Source organism: Pantoea allii (assembly GCF_046529425.1).
In the GTDB taxonomy this organism is placed as follows: domain Bacteria; phylum Pseudomonadota; class Gammaproteobacteria; order Enterobacterales; family Enterobacteriaceae; genus Pantoea; species Pantoea allii.
In genome coordinates this window covers 1,206,856-1,232,178 of the sequence record NZ_CP125958.1, presented here as the reverse complement: position 1 = coordinate 1,232,178, position 25,323 = coordinate 1,206,856, and the positions used below count along the sequence as shown (strand labels likewise).

Sequence of the window (25,323 nt, the reverse complement as noted above, 5' to 3'; positions counted from 1 at the left end):
GGTTATTCTCCTGAAATACTGAAAGGGGCGTCGGTCAGCGACTGGATGCCCCAGGTGCTGATGACTTTGCGGCGCAGGCGGACCATCACGTCGTAACGGCGTACCCACTGGTTATTGATGAGTTCCGGCGCCGGCCGGATGCTGTCGCAGTCAGCCAGGGTTAATCCCCACTGGCCCAGCGTGTCGTTGTTCTGGTTAACGGCGAGTCCGTCCCGAAACTGCGCGGCAACCTGCTGGCCGGCTGGCCCGTAAAACGAGGCCAGGCACTCCACCAGCTCATGCCACCACTGTTCGACGGCAGCGTCGGTCTGGTTAACAAGCGCGGGACCGGCATCAGCTGCAATGCCCGTGATGCCGAATGCACACCAGTTAACATCGGCAGGGGGAATGGCAGGCTGGTCAGGCTGCCAGCGGGCAATGACGCGCCCGGCTGCCAGCCCCGACAGGTTGCGGATCCACTGGCTCAGGTGCACATCCAGCGGCGTATCATAGTCGGTCGCGGCCTGCTGCGGGGTTAGCCAGCCGGGCTGGCCCGTGGTGTTACTGCTCAACGGGCGTTCCTCCGTCAAACGGCAACAGTTCGCAGTGCGCCTGAACAAAGCCCGCGCCGTATGCGGTGTACGGATCGACAAAAGAAACACGGTAATCGCGCCCCTGATACGTCACAATGTCCGCATCCCGTCCCGTCTGGCCCTGCGTCAGGCGCTCTGTGGTGACGATCAGGATTGCACCATGCACCACCTGCCCCGCCTCAAGCCTGCGGCTTTCCAGCGCCTTGTCCACCGTCACCACGCCCGCAAACGGGGAACTGGTGACGGTATTTTTCCCGAACCCGTCATCATTGACGACCATGCTGCGGCGCTTTACAACTAAGGTGGTGTCGCAGAAGTCGGGATCGAAAAGGATGTCTGTTACGTCAAGATCCGGCATTTTTATCCCTCACAACGTAGGTGATCGAGCGGAGCAGTTGCCCGGTGTCATAAAGCGGTTTTGTACCGCTGCGGCCCCGGCTGCGGCGGGCGCGTAACGTGGCTTCGGCAAGCGGGGTAAGCTGGTCACCGGCCGTGATGACGTTTCTGGCAGCGTTTACCGCCTCAGTCCCTGCGCGGTTCAGCATGGCTTCGGCAGCGGACGCATTACCGCTGAGGACTTCAAAAGCGGCCTGCTTCATCAGCCCGGCCACCTTATCGCGCGACTGCGCCACCCCCATATGCAGAAACGGACGCGGCGGCAGCTGAACGCTGTAGGCAGCGACTTTGTGCTGCGTGGCAAAGTTGCTTTTCGCCTGCTGCACAAACTGCCCGTTGCGTTTGAAACTGCCATCGTCAGCAATCTGGCGGTAAACGGTGGTCATGTGCTCCGGCACGCGGATAGTGCCGCCAAAGCTGTGCAGATAGCCCAGTTCGGCGTTGTTGATTTCCATCCCGTCTGAACGTTCGGCACGGTCAGACGGAATACCCACCAGCACATCGCGGTTGCCCAGCGTTTTGAGCGCATCAAGCACCGCCTGAGCATTGTCCGCACGGAGCACAAGACCGGATTTCACAGTTGCCGCCCTCCCGCACCGAACATGCAGATTGTCTGGTAAAACTCAGCGCCATAGCGGGTGTTGTTCCAGAAACCCGCGGCAGGGTTGAGCGTTGATGAGTTGTCATAACTTACGCTCACCTTATCGACCGATTTCGACGAAACAATCCCGCTGCTGGAGCCGCCCGGGCGTCCCAGCGCTGCGGAACGGTTGTCTCCCGCCTGCAGCGTGAGGTAATGCGCGACAAACAGTTCCACCATGTACGGAAACAGGCTCCCGAGCCGGTTCTGATCCAGCTGGATATCAGCCAGATTCAGCCTGAACTGAACCAGAGGATCGGGATAGAGGGTGTCACTGGAAAACTGAGGAAAGTCGGTGCGGAACTGCTGGACAGACGGGAGAAGGCTATTTTTTGGCTCCATTGACCTGCTCCGTCAGCTCGGCAATTTTCTGCTTCTGCTCTTCGATAAGCGCATTACGCTCGGCCAGACCATCGGCAGCGGCTGTGACCTGCGCGGTCAGTTCGCCGTTTTTAGCCGTTAACTCAGTATTCTGGGTAGTCAGATCGGCAATTTTGGCATTCAGTTCGTCGATTTTGCCCTGGTTCGCCCCGTCACCGCCGTTGTCTGTCTTATCCAGCACTTCGGCATAGCGCTGCGTAAACCAGTGATCGGCAATTTCGTTTTTGACGTTATGAACACCGACATCAAAATCCGTTTTGTTGTACTCGGAGTCGTTGAACGTAAAGGGGGTATGTACACGAATTCGTTTCATGGATTTTCCTGAAAGAAATGGCCCCCTGCGGGGCCGGTTGTCAGATACCGTCCACGTACAGCATGGTATCGCTGTAACGCAGCTCAACCGCACCTACCTTGCTGTAGTAGGTCACCAGCTGGCGCAGGTCGCGGTATTCCATCGGGGTGCGCTGAAGCGGCACCAGCGGGAACTGAACGTACTTGCGGTCTTTGGTGTAAAACACCATGCGGTTAACGTTCTGCATCGCGCCCGCTTCCAGCCATTTCACAGGCTGAATATCCAGTGGTTTACCGTTCTGCTTGTAGGCGATGGTGTTTTCGCTCAGGTAGTCGAGCAGCGAGCGGTTACCGGCATCGGAAACGATGATGCTGGACAGCAACGCATACTGGTCAGGCGGGAGTCGCAGCGAATCCGGTACTACGGCACGTCCTGTCTGTTTCCAGGCTGTGGTGAGGCCGTCATTGATGGATTTAGCAATCTCCATCGCCGTGCTTGACGCCCATGTTTTTGCGGCAGGAATGGTTTTAACATTCGCCTGGTTAAACAGCCCTTTCACACCCAGGATGGTGCTGCCCACGTAAACCTGACGGTCAACGTTCAGCTGGTAAGTCTGGTTCATCGCTTCCAGCTTCTGGGAGTCAATCGGGCGTCCCATCTGCAGCGCGGAGGCCAGTTCGAAAACCGTCCATGACAGCTGGCGCGACCAGGGCGTCAGCGGCAGCGAGGTTTTCTGGATATCCAGATCCACACCGGCAATCACGTTGGTGCTGTTACTGATCCACGATTCGCCATCGGTACCCACTGAACTGGGCGCGGCGAAACTGCTGTTTGAGAAGCTCGAAATTTCATCCGCAATGGAGACGTCTTCGCGCAGGTCAACGTCACGGCTCCACGTGTACGCCAGCAGCGGCATGTTGAGAACCGGATCGAAACGCTCCAGTTGCCCAATCAGGAACGCACCGGAATTATCGATGGTCTGTCGGTCGTAGGTGATCATATTCAGTGCTTTCCTTAAATATTGAATGCCAGTTCGGCGATGCCGTTGGCGTCGGTGGTACCGATAAAGTGCGCGTTGGTCACCAGCACGGTATTGGCTGCGGTGGCATCCGCCACGGCTTCAAAACCGCCGATCGGCTGTGTTGGCGTTGCACCTCCCACGCGGATGTAAACCGCCCCGTTGTCCGCCACGTTACCGGCATTCACTTTGACGCCGATATAGCCACGCACCAGCGCATCGCCGGTGTAGTTCGCCGGGTTAGTCAGCTGGCGGGCCAGGTCTTTGTCAGAGGTGAACGGATAGGAGCGCACGCGGATACCGTATAACACGGCAGCGGCGTCACCGGCCGCCAGTGGCACAAACTTGCCGTTCACTTTTTTACCCGGCAGGCCGTCACCGGCGAACGGGTTGGTGGTGTCCATCACGACAGGCTCTACCGTTGAGTGATTAGGACGGGTTAGCGCACCGGCGTAGCTGAACGGCTGCGTTAAATAAATGGACTGACCTGTCATTACTTGGCCCCCTTCTTAGCCCAGAAATCTTTGTTTTTCTCATTCAGCGCGGCCACATCGCCGGACTGCGAATTTGCGGTAAACACCGCCAGGCTCAGGCCGCTGTTATTGCGGCTTTTTGCCAGTTCAGACGCGCCGTTAAAAATGCTGTCCACGGTCGCCATGCTCATTTTGGCGAAATCAGGATTTTTACCTGACAGCGGTTCGATGAGTTTCAGACCGTCAGCGGTGCGCAGCGCAGCGCCCAGCACTTCGCGCTTGAGCGTGCCCATTTTGGAGCCTTCAGGCAGTGAGAAACCCGGCAGGATGAGCTCTGCACGTGAGAGAACGTCCTGCTGATAGCCGGCATCGCCGGTCATCTTCTTCTCTTCTTTTTTCTCGTCGTCGTCATCAGCATCGCCAGTTGGCGGCGCCATCTTGTCGGTCAGCGCTTTCACTGCGGCTTCGATAGCGGCAATGCGCGTTTCGAGGTCGCTGCTTTCATCAGCAACAGCGTTCCCGGGCGCGACAGGCGGAACGGCCGCATCCGGACCTTCTACTTTCACCACCACCGTGGTTACGCCGTCATCATCCTCGTCACCGACCATGTTGTCCGGCGCGTTATTCAGCAACTCTTCGGCAGCAGCTGAATCTCTGGTTTTCACCGCCTTGCGCAGGCTGGCTAACCACTGCTTTGCTTTACTTGCCATGCTTATTGCATCTCCTATTGAACAGCGAATACCGGCCCGCCCATTAGGAACAAGCGCGATGTGATTACCCCGGATGTCATACTGATTAGCCCGTCCGGGGGCGGTTTCGTCATACTCTGCGTTGTAGCCGCAGGAAACCTGACGAAGGCCATCGTTGATTGCCTGAATGCCCAGGGCGTCTTTTATGACGAGATCGGCAATCAGGAGGTCTGACTGGTCACCCTGACCGCGCCGGACGTTGGCCGCATGACCAATTGCCAGCTGTCGCCAGTTGGCCGGATCCACAAAAAGAATGTCGCCCGCCTCGTCCTCGGGATGGAGGATCACCACGGTCATGCCTTCAAAGGACGCCATCGCCTCGGGCGAGAACACCTCATCGGCTGATCGGGTGACGATGATTTCCCCGTCATCGTCGGGCGTGAGTTCCGGCAAATCCTCTGCACGGTAGGCCTGGTCACCCAGGCGGGCGATCGGCACGTCTTTACACAGCAGCGAGCCATCGCCCAGCAGGTAACGGTTAGGCCCCAGCCGGGTATTGAAGAAATATTTCATTGTTCACCTGCGAAATTCAGGCATAAAAAAAGCTGCACAAGGCAGCTGTAATAAGGTCAGCGTGAGGGATGCGGTGCCGCTATCAAATCACCATCAGGAAAAACCACCTCGCACCAGCAACGGCAGTTAGGTAACGCGCCTGCATGGCCGGTCATGCCGTCCAACGTAGGCGGATCACTCCAGTAGACGAACTTGCCTTCCATTTCGGCATGAGAGTGACGGACATCCCCATCATGAGCCGTCCGCCAGATGTAGCCCATTGACCCACTGGCCGTTGATCGCGCCTGCGTCAGTGCGGTGACAGCCCTCCCGACCTCGGTTCGCGCGATGAGTTTTGCCCGTGAAGCCGCCACATCACCGGATGCTGCGATTTCTTTCGCAAACGCATCGGCACGGCCACCCGCCGCCATGGTTTCAATCGCGCGGTTCTGGATGTCGTAAATGCGGCCTGCGGCTTCGAGCGGCAGCGATTTGATGTATTTCACCTGCTCAGTAACGATGCTGCGCATGACATGCCCGATGGGCGTGTTGTTAATGACATGACGCAGCTCAGCGCCGATCTGCTGGCTGTTCTCGCGCCACTCTTTTTCGCTGTGCCGCGCTATTGATGCGGCAAAGCCCGTGGCGACCTGATTAGCCCAGCCGTCAATGATTTCGCTGTAGCGCTCCAGCGCATCCATAATTTCGGTGACGCTGTCATTTGAACCATCGTAACGGCCATTTACGATGTCGCCCACTGCCCGCGCTATCTTGCGTAGCTGTGTGGTGTAGCTGATTTGCACCTGCTTCGGGATCCGGCGCGTCGTCATCACTTTCTTCGGTGAACCCTGGCGGCTCGACCCCTTTGGCATTCTCAATATCCTCATCGGTGATGTTTGAGCCAATGCCCGTTACGCGGGATGATTCGCGCAGTTCAGCCATAGCAACGTGCAACGGCATCAGGCCGCTGTCGATTGCCGCATTAAGCGTATCAACCGTGTTTTTTGCCACAGTGGAGCGGTCAGTGTCTGACATCTGCCAGAGCGGGTTAAACTCAAAATCGAAGTCATCCGGCAGCGGCGTGCCGAACTCAGAGCGGTGAAGGATTTCAAACAGTCGCCGGACAGGGCGACGCTCCCGGCGTTCCTGTAGCGAACCCACGTTGTCGTAATAGTTCGCCAGATCGGATTCGCCGGTACTGAAACCGGCTGGCGACTGGCCCAGCATGCGGATCAGCGGAATCCCCGTCGCACCCGCAATCTGCTCACCGAACTGAGAAAGGATGTCCGACAGGCCCGCAAACGAATAGCTGTGCGTCTGAAATACGTCTTCTTTGTCCATCAGCGTCATGCCTTCGATGGACTGAAACAGGCGGATCAGGTCGATGTGTTTCATCAGCGCCGCTTCGCGCTCACCACCAAACCCGAGAATCTCACGCAGCTTTTCGATGCTGTAGGTGCGCAGATGCGCTTTGTTCACCAGCTGCGCCGCGCCGGTTGATGCGCTGTCGAACGCCATGATGCGATCGTAAAGACGTTCAACCACCGACATGCCCCAGCCGTTTTCGGTATACGCCTGCTGATAAGGCAGGCCCACACCGTCCATGCGGATCAGACGGCTGTGGTGAATTTTCCACGCCGGGATGCCGTTTTGCGCGGCTACCACCTCATAATATTTTGGCTTGCCCAGGTCGGGACCGGGCTCGGTGATGATTTCCGTGATGGTCTGGTTGAGCATCCAGCGATCGAGCACCAGCATGCCCTTAAACTGGTCGCGACCGATGGTTTCCATGCGAAGGGGCGACGACATGTCCTGACCGTCAATCAGCAGCACACCTACCGCGCCACCGTAAAGGCGTGACCATTTAATGGTGTCGCTTAATCCTTCCCACAGTGACAGTTCTTCCCAGCGGCCGGTCAGTCGGGCTTTTGCCTTGTGGTCCATCTGCGACGTGATGGTGACGCCCTTGCGCGTCATATCATCGGCGATGGTGTCTACAGCCGCGCCCACAATCCACGATGAACGGTAGGCAAACTCCAGCAGCACGCGGTTGCGTGAGGTGAAGTTCGGCATATAGGTGCCGTGACCGCTGAGGTTGCCGGACTGGAGGCCCAGACGGGATACAAAGTTGTCGTAACCGTCGATCGTCTTTGTTGGTGCCGCACTTTGCTGGCGCGGGCGTTTCTTACGAGCCATTTTTACCCCTTGCCAGTAAATCCCAGATATCCATCGAGGTGAACTCCATCGGCGCATAGGCAATCATCGCGGAGTCAGCCAGGTTAGGCGATTTGGTGCCGTCCGGCTTTTTGTCCACGACGATTTTGCCCACGCCGTTCACCGAATAGGTGGGCTGTGAGAGTTCGACGATAAGTTTGTTTTTAAGCGGCATGCTGCCTGATATCGAAATGATTTCGTCAGGACTGTACGGCATCTTTTCTTCTACGGCACGCCACGTATTGCGGAACAGGGTGCGCAACCGCCACCAGCCCTGCGCCTTGGCATTCGCGAAGAAATCTTTATTTAGCCGGCCCTGCTGGCCATATTCACCCGGAACCGCTTCATCTTCGGGATTGGCTGGCGATCCGCTGCCACGATATGGCGTGGCGGTTATCTGGCGTTCACGCCTCTCTTTTCGCTGCTCGTTGATAACGCGGGCATCGCCTCGCGCACCCGCCCCGAGACCGTCAGAGTCAAACCGGTACATTTCAAGACGGCGCTGATCGCAAATGCTGAATGCCCTCTGGACGGTGCCAAAGATGTCATCGCCTTTCCCTGACCACTCTTCAATATCTTCCAGCAGGAAGCCGTGACGCGAAGTAAAGGCGTTAGTGTCTTTGCCTTCGTCAGCGACATCGAGCGCGCCCATTCGCTGGCCAGTGGGCTGAATACCCAGCTTGATATGAGCATCGACAGCCGCCTGCACCCAGGCGGACGGAATCAACACGCCTTCCACAGACGCGCTGTAGTTGATGTCGATTTCCTGCGCCACGGTCACGGCGTCGAGTTCTTCGCACTGCTTTTTATACCAGGCATCATCTTTGCGCGGATCATCACGCCAGTGGAAAGTAAACACGTCCACCTTGCCGCTGTGGCGGCGCTCAGCAAACGAGTTCGCCATGCCGTTGGGCGTTGAAATGTCCTGACGGCAGTTTGTGGTTGCCGATAATGAGGCGTCCACCAGATAGGGGCGCTCAAGGAACGCGGACTCATCGACGATGTAGAACGATGTGCGGTCACCGCGCCCGATGCCGTCACCGGCTTCACCCGTCATGGCTGAGTCATTCTCAGGGAACAGGATCCGCATGTGGGGCGCGTGTGCTTTGGGATTCCAGCCGCCCCGGAACTCAACGGGCAGCAGGCCAATGAAGTTACGCGCTTTGTCAAACAGCGACTTAGGCGAACCGATTTTGTCTACGTATTCCTCTTTGCGCGAGCCAAACCCGGCAATAATGCCGCGATTGAACAGGCACAGCGATGCCGCCATACCCACGGTCAGCCAGGACATGCCCATATCACGCGTTTTTTCGGTAATACCGGGCTTTGAGGTGCGCCAGTGTTCGACGAACCACTGTATCCACTCTTCCTGTTTGGAGAACAGCAGGAACGGGATACGGGCTGGCAGGCCGCGCTCAACGTTACGCGGATCAACCGTCATGCCCCAGTCGATGATAAACTGGGCCGGATTGTCACGGTAGAAAGCCTTCATCGCGGGCAGCATGCCGGGGTTTTGCCTGATGCGCTGCAACCTCTCCATGCGCCATTCAAACACCTGCGTGTAATCCGGATTACGGAAATCGAAGGGGAAAGGAATAGGCATGAAATTGTTCCGATTTAAACGCTATTTAACATAATAGATGTTACCCGCCCTGGCGAAACAGCACTCACGCGCAGTTAGCCGATAAACACGTATTTCCTGATGATTTCATTACGGAAAAGCTGAAAACGGACTGCATAAACGGTGCATAAAAGCCGCCCGAAAATGCATAGCCCGAAAAGGTGATGAAACCGTTATTTCCGGCAGTTATCCCATCATTTTGCGATAAAGCTCTGCGGCCTCGTCAGAGGTCAGCGAAACGCTCTCGGTTTTGATAGGCCCACCATTTGCCCCGGTGCTTTCAACCTTCAGCTTGTTGGTGTATGCGTCGCCAACCTCTTTCGCCGCCTGCTCAATCAACTGGGCCGTAAGGGCAAAGTTCTTCATGGTTTCGGTGCGCGTTGCCATGCGGTCGAGCGTCCGAAGCCGGTAAGCCTTATTGGCGATCGGGATATCCGCTATTTCGGTCTGGAACCTGTTGCGGGTGTCGCTGAACATGTCCACCCATTTCTTTGCCAGTCCCTTGCCGTTCGACTTTGTGGGGTCGTGGGATTCCACCTGCTGGCGAGTGATGGAAATGCCAAACTCTTTTTTGACGGACTCCACCACCATTGATGGGGTATCGAAACAGGCAAGCGACTGAACGATGAAGGCTTTGACCTCACCTCTAAGTGTCGCCATGTGATACCTGCCCGTCATAATCAGTCAAGAATTAAGCCAGCTTTAACATGCATGTGCCGCATGCCCTGGCGATGTCGATATTGGCCACCTCTGCTGGTTGGCTGGCAGCGTCGATAAGCTGCTTAACTTCTTCGCTGGCGCCGTAGCGGCGAACAACGCCCGTGAACTCTTCGACGTCATGCCCACGCATGCAAAGCTTGGGCTGTCCATCCCGCGTAAACTCAGGTGCGCCAAATTCGTCTGTTTTTTGCGCAATGTGATAAAGCTCATGCTCAACCAATGCGCAGAATTCCAGATCGCTACAGTTCATACAGAAATCAGCAGCAAGGGTGATAATGAAATCAGGCTTGCGGCCAAACCATTCATATATCTGCTGTTCCATGCGTGCCTTTTGCCAGCCCCCGGCACGCATCATCACTTCCTCAGCCTGCCCCAGAACGGTACGCCCTTTTTTGGTGAATGCTGTAGCGGCCCAAAGAAACGCTATATCCCCCTCAGCGAGATGAACATGATCGGGGTTATGTAACCGGCCATCACTGCTGATGATTTGTTCCTGCACCCAATACCAGACCTCATCAGCAGGAATGAGAGAAATGTACGGCTTAAACTCCTCTACTAAATGCTCTGGCGGCATGGGTCGTTCGCTCATATCAGTTCCTGACGAAAGTCACTTTGGTGGTTATGAGACGGCGAATTAGCCTGGCGGCCTCGCGTTCCATATCGGCAATGGTTTCTGGCGTGGCAGCTTTACCGGCATACTTACGTTCTATCTCACCCAGCACTGCGTTAACGTCTGCATTGGCTGGAGGGAGGATTTCGACTTTTAGGCGGGACATATTTACTCCAATAAAAAACCGCCCGAAGGCGGTTCGTATTTGCTTATCAGGCAAGTTCGCTTAAGAAGTTCAACTGCCCAAAAATAGTTCGAGACATATCTCCTTTAACATGCCCCTTGAACAAGTAATGGCTCATATGATCTTCAATTTGAATCTCAAGATCTAACACCGAGTGGCCATTAAAAGCAGTTGTATCATTTTTGTTATAGGGAATTGACTTTACTGAGGCCGTTTTCCCATTGACCGAACCCTTATAGATACAAACATAATCGCCGCCATTAATTTTGCCGTTTTGGACAACTACAATGCCATCAAGCGTCCCGTTTTTATTAACATTTGTGTTGAAAATCAGCTTATAGATCCCGTCTTTCATGATTCACCCCTGAGATATTATGCCTTTTGGCATGAGCATTATATCACTGCCACTAATGCTTTCACCCTCCACAACAGCGGCGAAAAATTCTCGGGGGAGGTAGCGAAATTTAAATCTCGCCAAAAAAATCATAAAACCCACCGCTTACGCTTGCGATGCATAATCCAATAGCTAACATTACCGAAGTAATAAGAAATGAAATCCGCAAGTTTGGGTCCCGCTGGGGCCTTTTTTTCATCATCAGGCGCACTCGTAAATGCGCCTTGTGATGCTTACGCCAGCTTTTTAGCCAGTGAAGCCACATCGTCAAATACGGTATCAACGTCATGGCCTGCCACTTTCAGCAGTTCTTTCACCTTTGCCAGTACGGCATCAGTTTTATCGGTTGCTGTTGTGGCCGGCTGTGCAGTGGTCGCGGTGGTGCTGTCATACAGTGGTTCGGACATCGTTACTTCCTCTCTTTTTAGTAAAGCCCAGTCACTTAACCAGGCGTAGCTTAAATCTTTTTTGGCGCTTCACTCTGCGCCCCCTGTGGTTGAGACACTGCCTGCTCATCCAATTTGCTTTTCAATTCATCAATCTGAGCCTGAAAGCGCTGCTCTACATCGTGCCAGCCGTCGCGGATGGCTGTTGATTCGGCCTCTGCCTTCTGCGGGCTGTTCTTCCAGCGAAACAGGCCCACCAGCCAGCCAGCAGCGAAACCAGTAACAAGCGCAATCAGCGCCCACGTAATGAGTGCGGTAGTGGTGTACATTGATTCATTTACCTTTAGAGTGTGCGGGAGGTAAGCAGACTTTACGAACGTAGTCCTGCAAGCCGGTCAGTTGCTTTGTGACAGTTTCGATTCGCTCTCTGAGGGTGAAATAATCCCGCTGAGCGGCGTCTGTAAGTCGGGGGCTGCCATCATCATCCACGCGGGTGGCGGAGGATTTACCGGACACTGGCCGATCACATTTGGCTGAGACGCGCAGGCGCTTAGCCCCAGAATCGACATCCCTACGCAGATCGCTAATGGTTTTTTGCGCATCGGCTAAATCCTTCGTGTATCTGGCATCGATTGCCGCAACAGACTGCTGGCGGCGCTGCATATCGTCAATGGTTGCCTGGCGCGTGTCGGCAATGTTTTTTTGCGCATTTCGCTGCTCCTGAAAATGCAGGGCGTTGTCACGGTAGCGCCCCACAGCCATTAACAACCCGGCTATCAGCACCACCAGCATGAACGCCAGCACAATGCGCCAGTTAATAATTAACCAGGTCATGGGTTCAGGCTCCAGTTGCAGATCTCCCGCTCAACGTCACGGCGGTTCGCCAGCCCCTGAATCCTTACGCGGTCAACATATACCCAGCTACGAAGGCCATCACAGGCTTGCTGATAACGACCGGCATTAAGGTTGCGCAGTACCGATGAGTGCTCGAATGCATTAACGCCAACGTTATAGCTAAAACTGATAAGAGCGGCTTTCTGGTATGCATTCGCAGGAACCTTTACCGAACGATCAACCGAACGTGCGAAAGGTTTTAGATCCTTATCCAGCAGGGCTTTGCATTCAGCCTTGGTGTAGGTTTTTCCAGGGACAATGTCTTTCCCTGTGTGGCCGTAGCATACGGTCCAGACGCCGCCGACATCACGGTATGGCGTGTAAGAATTGCCTTCGAGGCTCGGGATCAGAACAGCCGCGATGGCCAACGCACCACCACCAGCAGCTGTAATGAGGCTTTTACGTAAAGCGGGTGAAATAGCCATTATGCTTTCTCCGCCAGCTTTAAAGCCTTGTTGACTGTATCGACTACTTCGGGCGCTTTGTCCTCGTCATGAGAGGGTGAGCGGTTTAAATAACTCTGGATCGCCGCAGTGCGTAGACTCTCCTGCTCTGCCTCGAACTTTCTGGCCAGTTCTTCCCGGTTGCTCTCTTTGCGTTTGTAATACGCGTTCACGACGAATGTCGCTATGCCGAGCATCACGCCGCTGACCAGTCCGATAAAATTCCAGTCCAGGTGATAAACCCAGTCATACCAATTAAAAAGGCCGTTACAGACCAGGCCACCCGACGCGCAGTAGGTAACCCCTGATGCAATTTTGTCAGGCATAATTTTCATATCCACCCCCGTGCGGGGACTTGTCCAATTAGGAATTGTCTACTTTCTGAACTGGACAAGCCCGGTTAGCCTTTTTCGTGTCGAATGAAAAAGCACCGTGCTGCCGCTGGGTAGCCAATGAATGGAAACTGTGTTTTGCACAGTCAGTTATGGATTGCGCACCACCCCTTCGTTACAAGGCGTGTAATGGGAAATGACGGGCGAGCGCAAATGAAAAAGGCCCGCCAGTGGCGAGCCTTGATGTGGGTTTGAGGTCTTTCTTTTAAATTCGCGCTGATGAACAGCACACAGAAATCCCATCATTGGCGTGATAATGGTCCATTTTATTCACGCCGTCAATACATAAGATAAATCTTATTGCTTCATATTCCTGATTTCGCTGTTTCCCGTCACACGCTGCAGCATATCGCCCGCTATAGACTCTTCCTTGTGGCACTGGTTAATGAGCGCTTCATAGAACGGTTTGAAATTGCGCGACCACGTTGGCTGGCTTACTGCCATAACGACATACCCAACAGCACGGCGCACAGTTTCAGCAGGCAGGCGCGCATAACCGCGGCCGGTGCATTTGGTGCAGGTTTTCATGACAGGTACGCCCTGAATCTCGCTCTGCTCAATGTCCAGCACTTTGCCTTTTCCATGACAGCGACACGCATTGCTGATCACGCCTTTCCCTTCACAGGTACCGCAACGGACACGCTGAATCTCTCTCACCTGACGCGTTCCCGGACGGCTGAAGACTGATTTCATTTTAAAAACTTCAGCATCAATAAAGCCAGTACCGTTGCAGCAGGTGCAGGTGCGTGTACTTGCCGCGCTACGCGAATAATCCATGTAGGCAAACGTTGCAAGCAATTGCACAAATTCGCGTTTAATATTCTCCTCGAGTTCGGCGACTGCCCGGAAAAGCCCCGCCTTACTCAGACCGAATTCAGTTAACATTTCAACGGCGCGATCACTGGACGTGATGCCATGCTTGGACAGGAATAATTCAAATCCGAAACGAGCCTGCGCGCCAGTCAGCCCGAAGGATGCCATTACATCTGAAATATCCAGGCTGTCACTGGCCGTTGCCCGTGGAGAATCGCTGAACATAGGTGATTTTGGTGCGAAAAACTTTATCGTGCTTTCAAGGTTCAAGGTGATTCTCCTTACTGAATTTTGCTGCGTTTATAATTTCAGGCAATGCTCTCGATCCTTATCTGCCCTTTCTCTCCCCAGATTTTTGTAATACGTGCATCCCATACGGCGCTGTCTTCTTCAAACACGGCATCCATCAACGCTTTGTGCAGATTATCGACATCGGGCCTTTGCTGGTGGGGCTGGCCGCTGAACTGCGCACGCTTCTTTTTGCTCCAGCTGTCGGGCATGGGCAATACAAACGTGATGTGACAACCGCAGTCAGGCAACTTGATTTGGTTTAAGCGCACCTCATCGCAAAATGCCCGGTACCGGAGGACAGCCGGCCGCTTTGCCCATCGGTCACGTTGAGTCTGACGGGGCTTACCCAGCGGTGTGATGTCATAAATTTTGATCAAAATAGTCTCCCCGTTGGTTCATTACCGTTGCGTGATGATTTATCCCGGCCAGCCTGCGCCGGTCTCTCGCGGGCAAGCTGCGCCGCTATTGCCTGATCCGTTTCGCGGAAATGCCCGTTTCGGAATTCCTGATAAACCACGCCGCCCTGTGGGCCATGACGGTTTTTACCGATAATGATTTCAGCCAGGTGCGCAGCCGGGCTGTCCGGGTTATAGGCACCATCGCGATAAATGAACCAGATGCCGTCCGCGTCCTGCTCAATGCTGCCACTGTCACGCAGATCGGCATTTAACGGGCGCTTGTTCGGGCGCTTCTCTACTTCGCGCGACAGCTGGCTGAGACAGATAACCGGCGTGTTAAGCTCCATCGCCATGGTTTTGAGGCCGCGTGTAATCTCACCGATCGCCAGGTCATTACGTTCTGCCGATGGCTTTTTGATGAGCCCCAGATAGTCAGCCAGGATAAGCGACAGGCCCGGATAACGGTTTTTATGACGTGTGGCCACCGCCCTGATTTGTTCAATGCTGAGGTTTGTAGCATCGACAACCCAGACATCAAGATTCGCAAGCTCAGCCAGACCCATGGAGATCCGGCCCCAGTCTTCATCGTCAAGGTGGCTGGCTTTGCGCAGTTTGGAAACGGATACGTTGGACGCGTTCGCCAGCTGGCGCTCAATGATCTGGCCTGCCTGCATTTCCATGCTGAAAATCAGAACGCCGCGCTGTACCCGCTCAGTTCCGAGCGAAACAGTGCGCTGGGCTATGCCCTCGGCGATTTTCAGTGCCAGCTCGGTTTTACCCATTCCCGGGCGGGCAGCGATAACGATCAGGTCGGTGTCGTTTAATCCACCTGTGATTTCGTCCAGATCATCTATGCCCGTTTTGATTGTGTTCGACTCTTCATCACCGGCCACGCGTTTTTCCAGCGTGTCCATATACCCGTCAAGCAGTTCACTGGCGCGGATCGGCAGCACTTCTTCATCTGGCCGACTGATGTTCATCAGCTGGCGCGTAAAGTCCTGGATACCCTCCATTGCGGTATCATGGTTATAAGCGCTGGTGATCTTCTCGTAATGGCTTTCCATGAGGCTGATAAAGCCACGAACCATGTATTTTTCATTGAGACTTTTTGCATAGCCCTTCATGTTCGCCGCGCTCGGCACCATCTTCATGGTTTCCATCACGTCAGCAAAAATACCGTTTTCACTGCCCATGGCCTCCGCCACCAGCAACGCATCAATCATTTTTTTCTGCGTCGCCTGGCGCTTAATCTCGGTATAAAGTTTTGAGTAAAACGGGTTCGTGAATGCTGCTGGCTCGACGGTAGCCAGCACGTCGTAGGCATCAGGCGTTAAACCGGAATGAAGCAGGCAACCCAGCACACTGGCTTCGAGATACAGGTCAGACATGATTGCCCCTCCGTACCAAAAGCAGCGTGTCAGGCTTCATCAGCCAGTCGAAGTTGGCATGCCAGCCACTGTTGCTTTTGCCGAAATAGGATGCGCGGGCCTCATTGAAAAAAGCGCTGAAATAATTGCGGAAACACTCGTTTGCCGGTTTTTCACGTGGGAAGTGTGTCGCCAGACGTCGGATAGCCTTCACTCTGTCTTCGTCAATTTCGGCATACATCAGACGGCCGGCCGCCAAATCGTTGTAAGCATCGATCACGGCATCGCAGTCAACTTCGACCTGATTTTCATCCCACTGGGTGGCATCAGCCAGATAGCCGTCGAACCGGTTCACACGGCAGATGTTCGCGGGCTTGGCGACAGTACCGTTGCGGCGTTTCCACGTCTCAGCGACCCAGCGCACCACCAGCTTGAGGTCATTAACGGTGTAGGCTTCGCGGGACGGACGTTCAGTAAGTAAAACGGCAAAGGCTTCTGCAGAGCGACAGGTGGTGCCTGTGACCTCGTTGTAATACTCCAGGACCTGTTTTGCCTGTGATAAAACTTCCTCCGAAAATTCCCCCTTGGGGGCTTTAGGGGGATCTGTATTTATTGTCTTTTGAATATTGTCTTTTGTGTTTAGCTGTTTTAGCGAATGGGTATTAGCTGTTTCGGCTAAACTTTTATTAGCTGACTCAGCTAAACATTCGCTGACTTGGCTAATCTTCTTCATATCCCACATTGAGACATACTTGTTAATACCCACTTTCGAGCCACCCTGGACTAAAAAACCTCGCTCAATAAGCTGACGCTTAGAAGAGCAAACGTGTGTATGGTGAATGCCCGTCATTGCGGCGATCTGGGTATTGGTAATCCGGTCCATGGACTTGTTGAAACCATAGGTTTTACGCATCACGGCCAGCATGATTTTTAACTGACGAGCAGTAAGATCAGCCTGTAGTAGCTGATCGGTAAGCTCATTAGCGACACGCATGAAGCCATCATCGGTATCGGCCACGCGCTGCTCCTCACGCCCCGGACGGGCGCTAAATTGGATTATTTCTGCGGTATTACTCATGGCCGGACTTCTCCCGCTTCGCCTGCTCCAGTGCCTGACGTAGCAGCCGACAGGCATCAGGTGAATACTGGCGTGCGAGTTCATCCCGCGCCATGTCTTTATGTACAGTAGTTTCCTGTTGCGGCTTACGGCGTTTTTGTCGCATAATTAACCTCGCTTCCCAAAAGCAACGCTGTACACGACTGGACAGTTGGCGCTGTTCAGTCGCTCTTTCCCACCTCGGTGAAATACTTCTCGAAGTACCATTTCGGTACACAGCACAGGTGTTCGTAATCAGGACGCATGAATATGACCCTACGTTCCTGCCTGTCGTAACTGATGATGCGCACGACAATGCCGCGCTTGTCCCGAAAGCGCTTGTCGGTTTCAACAAACCTTTCATCCACCAGAGCCCCCGTCTTTAGAACGAATATGCTCAAGCATGCCAATCAGGCACTGGGCCAATTCACCAGTTTCATCGCCCTTGATGATCACCATGCCTGCTGGTTGTTGGAAATCTAAAGCAGCAAGTAAACGGCTGGCCTTTTCGACCAAACCGCCTCGACTCTGCCAGCGGCTAACCTGTGATTTGTCGACCCCCAATTTCTTCGCAACTGCCGTCACCCCCTCCGCGGCAATACGGCTCACGATCTCACTCTCGATGTCACGCGCTTTGTTGCGCGACGTTGTGATTGAATCCATTTAAATTTTTCCTTATTTGGAGTTCAGGTTTATAGGATGTGGAAAGAGTTGAGGTAGGTCTGGCCTAATCTCATAGGCTTTAACTTCTCCGTTAGTGGCTTCTACAATCGCGTTAACATTTTCAGGAGAAACCCTTTTTTTGTTATGCAACCAACTCCATACGTTTGGCTGGCTAACACCTACGTGTATGGCTAGCTTTTTTTGGCTTCCAACAGATTGGATCGCCTTTTGAATAGCTTTGTTAACCATGTTTATACCCTTTAGTCTGTAAAGCGAGAATAATAACTATGAGTTCACACAAAGTAAATACCCATGGATATTTGACGATGGATAACCACAGTTATATGTTCGCGGGCATGAATACAGAAACTCTCGCCGATCGGCTTAAGCTGGCAATGAAAGAAGCAGGGATGAGTCAGGCACAGCTCGCTGAAGCTGTGGGAATAGCTCAGCCTAGCATTTTCAAAATTTTGTCTGGAAAATCACAAAATTCTGGGTACATAGTCCATTTATCTAAGGCGCTTGGGGTAAGACCTGAATGGTTAGCGCTTAACGAGGGACCAATGCGCAAAAGCCATGAGAGTAATTACGACGCGCCATATCCCCCACCACAAACGCCAGATGTAAAATTCGTGCATATTTGGAAGGCAGAAGAGAAAACTAAGGATTTACAGGCAATTCCCAAAGAGCTGAACGCAGAATCATGTCGTGCCTTTTTTCTCGATCATGACTCGGGATTTCCTGAAGCAACTTTGAATTCTGTCGTGGTTGTTGATGTAAATGAACAGCCCAAAGTGCACGATTATGTGTTTGCCTGTGTTCATGGTTCTTACAGCGTATACAAATTCCTCCCCGGAGATGAGGGAGGTTATCTTTCCCCTTCTGATCCTCGAGCCTCTCTTTTGAAAGTGGGAGAGACAGCAAAAATCATAGGTGTTGTTGTATACATCTCTAAGAAATTCAATCGGTAAACGTTCAATCCGGTAGCTACATGTAAACATGCTGCCGGAATTTTTTCATACTCCCCGTTATCTCCCCTTATGTAGCCGACTTGCATAGAGCCCCCGTTTTTCGTTTAGAACAATCCTAGCTAATTTCCCAAATACTGTATATAAGTACAGTAAAGTTTCCAACAAAAGCGTAACGGTAAATCTCCAACCATCCATCAATAAACATCCCGCCTGCTCTCGAAAAATTAAATTCATATATTTTACAAAAACATATTACTTTAAGTTCAAATATTCATACCTAAAGGTATTGATTGATAAAATACCTATTGTTATATTGCAGTCACAGCAAGACGCAGCCCACCGCAGACAGCTGTTCTGCTCTTTAACAAATGAACATGTAATCACCGCGCTGGTGGCTGAGAGGCCCGAACTCAGCACCCTGGCATCCCCTGACCTCACGGGGTAAAGGCATCCCAGGCATGCGGCGGACAGTGTGGTGATTCAGTTTTTTTTGAGCTGCGTGAGATAGCAGGCGCAGCATCAAAACGAACTGGCCAACATATCGAATGAGGAAATTTGAGATGGATAAAGCCTACTAAGAATATTTTGAACAAAAAAAGTAGTGGAGCCAGCCCGGACTGACGAGCTGACTTTACTCACTTTAGCTAATTCGCTGAGGTGTCGGCAGTTCAGAGTCACCATTTTTATCACGATAATTTTGGCGGATATCCAGTAATCGCATTTTGAAAGATTGCAGTTCTTCTGCGGTATCAGCTACGCCAACCACAACGAAATCCACTGACACATCTGATACGAACAAATCCATGTTGCGCTTAACCGTATCAGACAGCCGCTCAACGATAAAAGCGTCCTGGGTTTTGCTGTGCAGTAAAAGGAAGTGGTCACCTTGAATTTTCATTGGAGCCCTTATGTATAAAGTTGAAAATGCGAAAGTTTTGTTTATTGATGATTCTGACATTCAGGACTCAAACGTGTCACTTGGCGATGGAGCGCTGAAACCTGAAGTAGATTTAGCCAACCTCGACGCAGAGATCATTATTTACCAAAACAAAATGATCAAGAACGTTTACGGTCCGGCTGAAAAATTCCCTTTCAAAAAAGGTTAACGCCTCACCAGGGCAAAGTCCGGAATACCGCAGCAGTTTAGTTGGACTTAAAAGTAAACGCGGGCTTGAAGCTGGAGGATGGGGCCAGCACACAACGAAAAGAGCGCTGGCATGCAAAAAACAATTTCGCAGCCGTTGCAGTACCAAACGCCAGGATGGGGCGGCAGAAATGCGGTAGTGCTCTTTTCTTTGTGGTGAATTGCAGTCCATTGAGACAACCAGAAGAGCAGCACCTGGCGCCACAACCCCACATTGCTGTGTAGTCTTTGGCCCCCGCCTCGGGGGCATTTTTTTGACTACCTATCAGCGCTCCGAGGTATCCATGAATTTCATCCCAAAACTGACCCGGCAGCGCATTAGCGAACTGCCCGAGGGTACGCCGATCCGCATCGGTGCCCGCGTTGTTATTTTCGACAGCTGCACCCTCGAACCGAATTACAAGGGTGAGAACGAAACCTTTGTGTATTACATCGACGAGAGCGGCCAGCGGGAACGCCATTTCGAATGGCTGTTACTCGAGTCAGGCACGGAATTTATTGAATCGGAACTGTGCGAGTACTGCGCCCGGTTCCGGCACCCAACGGACATAAAGCAAGTTTCTATCAGGTTCTGGAACCGCAACGAGGTCCGTTCATTCTGCAGCGATAAAGGCTGCGCCCTTCTTTACCAGCAAACAATCCGCGTCCCGGCAGCGCGCCAGGGCAAACCAAGGAGACGTATCTCATGACCCCTGTCGAACGCCTGCAGTTCAAACATCGCCTGACGGGCGCTGATTTCCACCCGAAGCCACGCCACTGGCTGACTCCGCTGCTTATCGCACTGTGTGTGGTGGCGGGAATGTGTTTGCTATGACAGTGACAACCATCCCCACTGAATTCGCCCTCAACGAGGCCATGCGTTCGCTGGCGCTGAGTACCATCCTGGCGCTGTGTGAGCAAAATCAAATCAGTCCGGCAGATCTCGAAATGCTGGCCCACCAGATGGCCCAGCGTGAAGCAAACGCGGACGCTAAATCAGGAGCTTTAAATGTCCACCACCATTCGCGTGATAGACACTGAAACCACCAGCTTTGAGGGTGGCGTGTGTGAGCTGGCCAGCATCGACATCGTTGGTGGCCACCTGTGTAACCCGATGAGCGATTTTGTTAAACCGCCTGAGCCGATTACCGTTGGCGCCATGGCAGTGCATCACATCACTGATGCGATGGTTGCCAATGCCCCGCCGCTCAGCGATGTAATTGACCGTTATCTGGGTGCCGACGTTTATGTGGCGCACAACGCCGCGTTTGACCGGCCAAAGCTGCCACAAATAACGGCGCCGTGGATCTGCACGCTCAAGCTGGCCCGCAAGCTTTATCCGGAGCTGGAAAGCCACTCCAACCAGTATTTGCGTTATCACTTCATGCTCGATGTTGATGTGCCTGAAAACCTTCATGCGCACAGGGCGCTTTACGACTGTTACGTCACAGCGGCATTGCTACTTCGCCTTAACCGTGACGCGCGCCTGACGATAGCCCAGATGCGTGAGATCTCCGCGCGGCCTTCCCTGCTTCACACGATGCGCTTTGGCAAGCATAAGGGCAAAACCTTCGAAGAAATTGCCGGACAGGACCAAGGTTATCTCCGCTGGGCGCTGGCAAATATGGATCTGGATGAAGACCAGAAATTTACCATGCAACATTATCTGGAGGTCTGAATGGGAACCCCTGTATTGATTCTGGGGGACAGCGGCGCGGGCAAGTCCTACAGCCTCAGAAACTTCAACCCGGACGATTGCCTGCTCATCCAGTGCATCCCCAAGATGCTGCCTTTCCGGCATAAAGGCACTTGGAAAGTCCACGGCAAATTAGACGAAGAAGGTAAACCTCTGCGGGGTAATGTTTTTCGCACGGATGACTGGGTTGATATTGAAGACAAAATTCAGCGCATGGTGCTTTCAAAAAATCGACGTGTGCTGATCATTGATGATTTTCAGGTAGTGATGCAGCACGAAAACATGCTGCGGGCCTATCAAACTGGTTACACCAAATTTACGGAGATGTGTGATCACGTCTGGCAAATCATCAAAGCAGCAACTGAACTACCTGATGATATCCGTGTTTATTTTCTTGCCCATACCGAAGAGTCAGAAGGTAAGGTGAGGATGAAAACCATAGGAAAGATGCTGAATGAGAAGCTTACTCCAGAAGGTTATTTTTCGGTCGTTCTCCGCGCCATAAAAAAAGATGGCAAACACGTTTTTCTGATCAAAGGCGATGACAACGACACCGCCAAAGCCCCACCAGATTTATTCCCCGATCAAACCGAAATGGAAAATGACCTGTTCGCTGTAGACCAGGCCATTTGCAACTTCATGTCCGAAGGAGACATTTAATGCAGCCTATGAGCTTTAAGTTCGATCCCGAAGCGGCTAAAAAAGCTGGATCCGCAGCAATCATCAATGAAACGGGTGCTTACGAAGGGATTATCCTTCATGCACAGGTTGGTTTCGGTACCGACAGTAAGTCGCAGTCACTCGAATTACGCTTCGAATCCAACGGCGCCAAATCCGATTATCTGCGAATCAACTTTATTGGTCGCGACGGTGAACCCACTTTCGGGATGGACCTCGTGAACGCCCTGATGTGGACAGCTGGCGTCCGTGACCTTATTCCCGAACAGCAGCAGACAAGCGAGGGTACTGCGTGGGTATTTCCTGCGCTGACCAACAAAAAAACCGGCCTTGTGCTTCAAAAGGAATTGCGTACTAAACAGTCTGATGGCTCAGACACTTACCAGATGAACATCCGGCATGTCTTCCAGCCAGGCACGCGCCTGACTTATGCCGAGTTTGCAGAAAAACTTCCAGCCGAAGCCATTGATAAACTAATGCTGAGCCTGAAAGATGTTGATAAGCGCCAGCCAGTTGCTGGTAACGGGCAAAACACTGCTCAGCGCGGCGCGCCTACCGGCAACCGTTACGCAAATCAGAACACCGGCGCTGCACCTCAATCTAAACTCCAGCAGGCTGCTGCCAATCGCAATAATGCACCTCAGCCTTTACCTGACTTCGACGACGATATCCCATTCTGAAGAAGTACAAAAAACACTCGCAATTTTGATTTCCGTTCACCATAACCGCCTGCATCTGAGGCGGTTTTATACCTATCGCAGCTGGTAACATTTTTTTCATTTAAGACTATTCTTAAGCATATGATCAGGGTAACATTCATTAAAATATGTTACCTATCAGGTCAAATAATGCTCGATTTCTTTAAGGATATTTTTTCTGCTTTTCGCCAAAGCTCATTAGAAAGGATTAAAAGCCCCTTTCTCGGTGCTTTCGTTTTTTCTTGGATTGGTTTTAATTGGCAGATGCTATCAATACTTTTTTTAAGCAAACAAAATATCTTAGGACGACTTGATTACATAAATACTCACTTCGATGTTGGTAATTATATTCTCGGCCCCATATTAACCACATTTATCATATGCTTACTTTTACCTTCTGCTAACAAATTCGTTACTAAGTTTCAAAAGGGAACCAATCACGAAACTAATATGCTTATATTGCAATCTAAAATCGATATTGCCAGTAAACAGGTAGAAATTGCAGACTATGAAGCAAAAAAGAAACTAGCAGAAGAGAGAGAAAAGAAAAACATTGAAGCTAATATTCACGCAATACTTGAAGAAAACATTGATTCACGCGAAAAATTAAAATCATTAAATGAGCAGTCTTTGCTGAATGACAGACTAATTAGCGCTTTAAACAATGAGGTCGCCGATCTTAGAAAGGAGGTAAAGGCGTTAAATTCATCCTCGGAAAAAACCGCAGATGAGTACCTCAAATCATTGAAAGAAATCTCTTCATTGAAGGTCGAAATAGAAAAAAACAAAAGAGATAAATTGGAACACTCTCAACTAAAAAAACAAAATGAAGAACTAGCACAGAAACTGATGGAAGAAAATTCAGTTTTAAATAGTAGAGAAAAATACATTTTGAAGCTTGAAAGTGAACTGCAAAGCATAAAAACAAACTTAGCTTTTTTATCGCCTTTACATCCTGTAGGATTGGGCTCTCTTGCTAAATATGATAATGCAGTACCAAAGAGTATGTCTGAAGCATTGACTCAAAGTGACTACACTTTAAAAGATGAAACTAACGATAAGAATTATAATCAGTAAGATTCACTCTCACCATTTAAATGCGAAAAAATTTCTGTCATTTCATAGCATCAAAAACCAGCATTAAGGACGTCCGAAGAAATATCTCAAGAAAAATATTAATATAGAAGGCAATCCATCAAGACATCAATAGTACATTACAAGTTCATCAAAAGGAGAAAAAATGAACCCCTGGGGAGCAATAATTGCAGCATTAATTGCCGGATTCATAGCATTTATCGGAATGGTTATCACCAAAGAAAATAAGGTTTCAGAATTCAGACAAGAATGGATTAAGGAGTTAAGGGGACTTATTGCAAAGCTTTATTACCTATATGGTTTTATCAGAACTGATTCTGGGTTGAATGACAAGGAGAGAAAAGAAAAAAACAATGAAATCAATGAAGTCATTGCAGATATCAACCTACATTTAAATTATGGAAATCAATCAACCAATGAAGAAAATCTTCAAAAAGCAATTACTACGCTCAATGGCAAGATTGAAATTGGTATAACCACGATGGGACCCTACTTTGATGATTTATTAAAGCACTCCCACCTAGTTTTAAAAGAAGAATGGGAAAGAGTTAAGAAAGGTGAGAAGAGTTACATTTTCATAAAGGATGTTTTATTTGTAGTCGGCTTCTTCTCTATGGCTTTACTTATGCTAAGCATGATTATCTATGCTATTTCTCACTCTGGCATTTTACTACTTTCAAAATAATCATTAATCATACTGTCAAACCTCGCCCCTACGAGGTTTTTATTGCCCTTTTCACTTCGATTACTCTGCGTTTTAACAGGAGGCGTTATGCTGATCGGCTTCGTCCTTATCATTTCCTCTGTACTCCCCGTACCTGTAAGCGAAGGCATCTACCCAACCTTAGCCGCATGAGAACACGTTAAAGAACAACTGCTTAAACGAGAACCGATTTCTCAGCTTGAATGTGCGGAAGTGAGGCGCTAAATTACTGTATAAATAAACAGTAATTTGATGGTATGTATGCGCAGGTTTGTCAGCGGCGGTTTAACTTTCTATCTTCTGGATCCGGGTGACACTGAGCCAAATTTAGCAAAGGAATATCTCAACATCCCAAGATACCTTGTCAAGCCTGTCGATAATGGATGGCGTGCTTTAATCCTGCACACTAACGAACGAGACTGGCAACAAATCAGCGACCGCTTGTTTGTTTCAGAGAACGAAGCGTTTAACTTCGCGTATGAACATTTTTCTGTTGAGCAGAGTAAAACTGAGCGACTTCTCCCTGGATGGAAAAGTGTCTGATTAACCTAAACCGCGAAAGCGGTTTTTTTATGTCCCTATCCCAATGAAAACAAAATTCCTCGCGCACTACGCGCGGCACAAACCCCTGTATGACGTGTCCGTTTCTGGGTGCGTCTGGATCCTGCTGCTCATGGCTATGCTTTGTCTTGAGCTTTATCTCCAGTGAGGTGAGTTCATGGATACTCAGTTATCCCAGGGAAAGCCTACTGGAACGGCCGTCAGGTTACCTGCTGCTGTTCCGCCTATGATTTCCCGCATCGCTTTAGCGGTGGTCGGTGCAATGGCTACCAGATGGCAAAAAACTGCTTTGAAAATCG

General features: G+C 51.4%; 40 protein-coding genes. 11 read left to right on the top strand and 29 right to left on the bottom strand.

The features are described 5' to 3' along the window. Positions 1–2: 2 nt before the first annotated feature. The 28 genes from QNH99_RS06095 to QNH99_RS05960 all read right to left on the bottom strand — a co-directional run bounded on the left by QNH99_RS06095 (position 3) and on the right by QNH99_RS05960 (position 17,748). Positions 3–551, bottom strand: a complete 549-nt coding sequence (locus QNH99_RS06095) for a hypothetical protein (protein ID WP_410517433.1) — start codon at positions 549–551, stop codon at positions 3–5. Continuing rightward, the gene (locus tag QNH99_RS06090; RefSeq protein ID WP_064352507.1) at positions 541–930 is read right to left on the bottom strand and encodes a hypothetical protein; all 390 of its coding nucleotides are present in this window, start codon (positions 928–930) and stop codon (positions 541–543) included. The genes QNH99_RS06095 and QNH99_RS06090 overlap by 11 nt, the downstream gene beginning before the upstream one ends. Continuing rightward, on the bottom strand, positions 917–1,546 hold the full coding sequence (locus QNH99_RS06085; protein WP_410517432.1) for a hypothetical protein: 630 nt from the start codon (positions 1,544–1,546) through the stop codon (positions 917–919). Before QNH99_RS06085 ends, QNH99_RS06090 begins: the two co-directional genes overlap by 14 nt. Then, positions 1,543–1,950 carry a DUF4054 domain-containing protein gene (locus tag QNH99_RS06080; RefSeq protein ID WP_410517431.1) on the bottom strand — a complete coding sequence of 136 codons (408 nt, stop codon included), beginning with the start codon at positions 1,948–1,950 and terminating at the stop codon, positions 1,543–1,545. The genes QNH99_RS06085 and QNH99_RS06080 overlap by 4 nt, the downstream gene beginning before the upstream one ends. Further along, entirely contained in the window at positions 1,934–2,302 is a 369-nt protein-coding gene (locus QNH99_RS06075) for an STY1053 family phage-associated protein (protein WP_410517430.1), read from the bottom strand. Before QNH99_RS06075 ends, QNH99_RS06080 begins: the two co-directional genes overlap by 17 nt. 40 nt (positions 2,303–2,342) lie before the next feature. After that, complete coding sequence (locus tag QNH99_RS06070; protein ID WP_064352503.1) at positions 2,343–3,281, bottom strand: DUF2184 domain-containing protein; 939 nt, start codon at positions 3,279–3,281, stop codon at positions 2,343–2,345. 14 nt (positions 3,282–3,295) lie between these two features. After that, entirely contained in the window at positions 3,296–3,793 is a 498-nt protein-coding gene (locus QNH99_RS06065) for a structural cement protein Gp24 (protein ID WP_410517429.1), read from the bottom strand. Then, a complete protein-coding gene (locus QNH99_RS06060; protein WP_410517428.1) occupies positions 3,793–5,034 on the bottom strand; it encodes a DUF2213 domain-containing protein in 1,242 nt (413 codons plus the stop codon). Before QNH99_RS06060 ends, QNH99_RS06065 begins: the two co-directional genes overlap by 1 nt. Positions 5,035–5,090: 56 nt before the next feature. Further along, complete coding sequence (locus tag QNH99_RS06055; protein ID WP_410517427.1) at positions 5,091–5,771, bottom strand: phage minor head protein; 681 nt, start codon at positions 5,769–5,771, stop codon at positions 5,091–5,093. Then, positions 5,731–7,209: a DUF1073 domain-containing protein gene (locus QNH99_RS06050; RefSeq protein WP_410517426.1), complete on the bottom strand. Its 1,479-nt coding sequence runs from the start codon at positions 7,207–7,209 to the stop codon at positions 5,731–5,733. Before QNH99_RS06050 ends, QNH99_RS06055 begins: the two co-directional genes overlap by 41 nt. Further along, positions 7,199–8,830, bottom strand: coding sequence for a TerL protein (locus QNH99_RS06045; protein ID WP_410517425.1), 1,632 nt, complete (start codon positions 8,828–8,830; stop codon positions 7,199–7,201). The genes QNH99_RS06050 and QNH99_RS06045 overlap by 11 nt, the downstream gene beginning before the upstream one ends. A 204-nt stretch (positions 8,831–9,034) precedes the next feature. Further along, positions 9,035–9,508, bottom strand: a complete 474-nt coding sequence (locus QNH99_RS06040; protein ID WP_410517424.1) for a DUF2280 domain-containing protein — start codon at positions 9,506–9,508, stop codon at positions 9,035–9,037. Between the two features lie 31 nt (positions 9,509–9,539). Next, complete coding sequence (locus QNH99_RS06035) at positions 9,540–10,157, bottom strand: putative metallopeptidase (RefSeq protein WP_410517423.1); 618 nt, start codon at positions 10,155–10,157, stop codon at positions 9,540–9,542. 1 nt (position 10,158) lies between these two features. Next, positions 10,159–10,344: a hypothetical protein gene (locus tag QNH99_RS06030; RefSeq protein WP_105088211.1), complete on the bottom strand. Its 186-nt coding sequence runs from the start codon at positions 10,342–10,344 to the stop codon at positions 10,159–10,161. A gap of 46 nt (positions 10,345–10,390) precedes the next feature. Next, complete coding sequence (locus tag QNH99_RS06025; RefSeq protein WP_410517422.1) at positions 10,391–10,717, bottom strand: hypothetical protein; 327 nt, start codon at positions 10,715–10,717, stop codon at positions 10,391–10,393. Between the two features lie 272 nt (positions 10,718–10,989). Next, complete coding sequence (locus tag QNH99_RS06020; protein ID WP_410517421.1) at positions 10,990–11,163, bottom strand: hypothetical protein; 174 nt, start codon at positions 11,161–11,163, stop codon at positions 10,990–10,992. A gap of 50 nt (positions 11,164–11,213) precedes the next feature. Next, positions 11,214–11,471 carry a hypothetical protein gene (locus QNH99_RS06015; protein ID WP_410517420.1) on the bottom strand — a complete coding sequence of 86 codons (258 nt, stop codon included), beginning with the start codon at positions 11,469–11,471 and terminating at the stop codon, positions 11,214–11,216. A gap of 4 nt (positions 11,472–11,475) precedes the next feature. After that, positions 11,476–11,976 carry a lysis protein gene (locus QNH99_RS06010; RefSeq protein WP_410517419.1) on the bottom strand — a complete coding sequence of 167 codons (501 nt, stop codon included), beginning with the start codon at positions 11,974–11,976 and terminating at the stop codon, positions 11,476–11,478. Then, entirely contained in the window at positions 11,973–12,461 is a 489-nt protein-coding gene (locus QNH99_RS06005) for a lysozyme (RefSeq protein WP_277284384.1), read from the bottom strand. Before QNH99_RS06005 ends, QNH99_RS06010 begins: the two co-directional genes overlap by 4 nt. Continuing rightward, positions 12,461–12,814 carry a class II holin family protein gene (locus QNH99_RS06000; RefSeq protein ID WP_014605618.1) on the bottom strand — a complete coding sequence of 118 codons (354 nt, stop codon included), beginning with the start codon at positions 12,812–12,814 and terminating at the stop codon, positions 12,461–12,463. The genes QNH99_RS06005 and QNH99_RS06000 overlap by 1 nt, the downstream gene beginning before the upstream one ends. Before the next feature lie 354 nt (positions 12,815–13,168). Then, on the bottom strand, positions 13,169–13,954 hold the full coding sequence (locus QNH99_RS05995) for an antitermination protein (protein WP_410517418.1): 786 nt from the start codon (positions 13,952–13,954) through the stop codon (positions 13,169–13,171). Between the two features lie 38 nt (positions 13,955–13,992). Further along, complete coding sequence (locus QNH99_RS05990) at positions 13,993–14,352, bottom strand: RusA family crossover junction endodeoxyribonuclease (RefSeq protein WP_238493428.1); 360 nt, start codon at positions 14,350–14,352, stop codon at positions 13,993–13,995. Next, a complete protein-coding gene (locus QNH99_RS05985) occupies positions 14,349–15,761 on the bottom strand; it encodes a replicative DNA helicase (RefSeq protein ID WP_238493429.1) in 1,413 nt (470 codons plus the stop codon). Before QNH99_RS05985 ends, QNH99_RS05990 begins: the two co-directional genes overlap by 4 nt. Beyond that, entirely contained in the window at positions 15,754–16,818 is a 1,065-nt protein-coding gene (locus QNH99_RS05980; RefSeq protein ID WP_410517417.1) for a replication protein, read from the bottom strand. Before QNH99_RS05980 ends, QNH99_RS05985 begins: the two co-directional genes overlap by 8 nt. After that, positions 16,811–16,963, bottom strand: coding sequence for a hypothetical protein (locus QNH99_RS05975; RefSeq protein ID WP_155270046.1), 153 nt, complete (start codon positions 16,961–16,963; stop codon positions 16,811–16,813). The genes QNH99_RS05980 and QNH99_RS05975 overlap by 8 nt, the downstream gene beginning before the upstream one ends. Before the next feature lie 55 nt (positions 16,964–17,018). Beyond that, positions 17,019–17,204, bottom strand: coding sequence for a DUF4222 domain-containing protein (locus tag QNH99_RS05970; RefSeq protein WP_110957206.1), 186 nt, complete (start codon positions 17,202–17,204; stop codon positions 17,019–17,021). After that, positions 17,197–17,499 (bottom strand): CII family transcriptional regulator, encoded by a 303-nt coding sequence (locus QNH99_RS05965; RefSeq protein WP_072404004.1) that lies wholly within the window; start codon positions 17,497–17,499, stop codon positions 17,197–17,199. Before QNH99_RS05965 ends, QNH99_RS05970 begins: the two co-directional genes overlap by 8 nt. A gap of 12 nt (positions 17,500–17,511) precedes the next feature. After that, positions 17,512–17,748, bottom strand: a complete 237-nt coding sequence (locus QNH99_RS05960) for a transcriptional regulator (protein ID WP_238493431.1) — start codon at positions 17,746–17,748, stop codon at positions 17,512–17,514. A gap of 77 nt (positions 17,749–17,825) precedes the next feature. Between QNH99_RS05960 and QNH99_RS05955 the strand changes: the two genes are divergently transcribed. Further along, positions 17,826–18,470, top strand: coding sequence for a helix-turn-helix domain-containing protein (locus QNH99_RS05955; protein ID WP_157982869.1), 645 nt, complete (start codon positions 17,826–17,828; stop codon positions 18,468–18,470). Between the two features lie 640 nt (positions 18,471–19,110). Here the strand turns inward: QNH99_RS05955 and QNH99_RS05950 are convergent. Then, positions 19,111–19,368: a hypothetical protein gene (locus QNH99_RS05950; RefSeq protein WP_410517416.1), complete on the bottom strand. Its 258-nt coding sequence runs from the start codon at positions 19,366–19,368 to the stop codon at positions 19,111–19,113. 10 nt (positions 19,369–19,378) lie between these two features. Between QNH99_RS05950 and QNH99_RS05945 the strand changes: the two genes are divergently transcribed. From QNH99_RS05945 to QNH99_RS05900, 10 genes are all read left to right on the top strand, one after another. Then, on the top strand, positions 19,379–19,576 hold the full coding sequence (locus QNH99_RS05945; RefSeq protein ID WP_410517415.1) for a hypothetical protein: 198 nt from the start codon (positions 19,379–19,381) through the stop codon (positions 19,574–19,576). A gap of 292 nt (positions 19,577–19,868) precedes the next feature. After that, positions 19,869–20,303 carry a hypothetical protein gene (locus QNH99_RS05940; RefSeq protein WP_410517414.1) on the top strand — a complete coding sequence of 145 codons (435 nt, stop codon included), beginning with the start codon at positions 19,869–19,871 and terminating at the stop codon, positions 20,301–20,303. Beyond that, positions 20,300–20,428 carry a hypothetical protein gene (locus tag QNH99_RS05935; RefSeq protein WP_267897934.1) on the top strand — a complete coding sequence of 43 codons (129 nt, stop codon included), beginning with the start codon at positions 20,300–20,302 and terminating at the stop codon, positions 20,426–20,428. The genes QNH99_RS05940 and QNH99_RS05935 overlap by 4 nt, the downstream gene beginning before the upstream one ends. Further along, positions 20,425–20,634 carry a hypothetical protein gene (locus QNH99_RS05930; RefSeq protein ID WP_410517413.1) on the top strand — a complete coding sequence of 70 codons (210 nt, stop codon included), beginning with the start codon at positions 20,425–20,427 and terminating at the stop codon, positions 20,632–20,634. Before QNH99_RS05935 ends, QNH99_RS05930 begins: the two co-directional genes overlap by 4 nt. Then, positions 20,603–21,271: an exodeoxyribonuclease X gene (gene exoX, locus QNH99_RS05925; RefSeq protein ID WP_410517412.1), complete on the top strand. Its 669-nt coding sequence runs from the start codon at positions 20,603–20,605 to the stop codon at positions 21,269–21,271. The genes QNH99_RS05930 and exoX overlap by 32 nt, the downstream gene beginning before the upstream one ends. Beyond that, positions 21,272–21,949 (top strand): ATP-binding protein, encoded by a 678-nt coding sequence (locus QNH99_RS05920; protein WP_410517411.1) that lies wholly within the window; start codon positions 21,272–21,274, stop codon positions 21,947–21,949. It abuts the gene before it with no gap. Then, the gene (locus tag QNH99_RS05915; protein ID WP_410517410.1) at positions 21,949–22,647 is read left to right on the top strand and encodes a hypothetical protein; all 699 of its coding nucleotides are present in this window, start codon (positions 21,949–21,951) and stop codon (positions 22,645–22,647) included. Before QNH99_RS05920 ends, QNH99_RS05915 begins: the two co-directional genes overlap by 1 nt. Before the next feature lie 168 nt (positions 22,648–22,815). Then, a complete protein-coding gene (locus QNH99_RS05910) occupies positions 22,816–23,742 on the top strand; it encodes a hypothetical protein (protein ID WP_410517409.1) in 927 nt (308 codons plus the stop codon). 163 nt (positions 23,743–23,905) lie between these two features. After that, on the top strand, positions 23,906–24,445 hold the full coding sequence (locus QNH99_RS05905) for a hypothetical protein (protein WP_410517408.1): 540 nt from the start codon (positions 23,906–23,908) through the stop codon (positions 24,443–24,445). A 279-nt stretch (positions 24,446–24,724) separates the two neighbouring features. Beyond that, complete coding sequence (locus tag QNH99_RS05900) at positions 24,725–25,006, top strand: hypothetical protein (RefSeq protein WP_410517407.1); 282 nt, start codon at positions 24,725–24,727, stop codon at positions 25,004–25,006. Positions 25,007–25,323 lie beyond the last annotated feature (317 nt).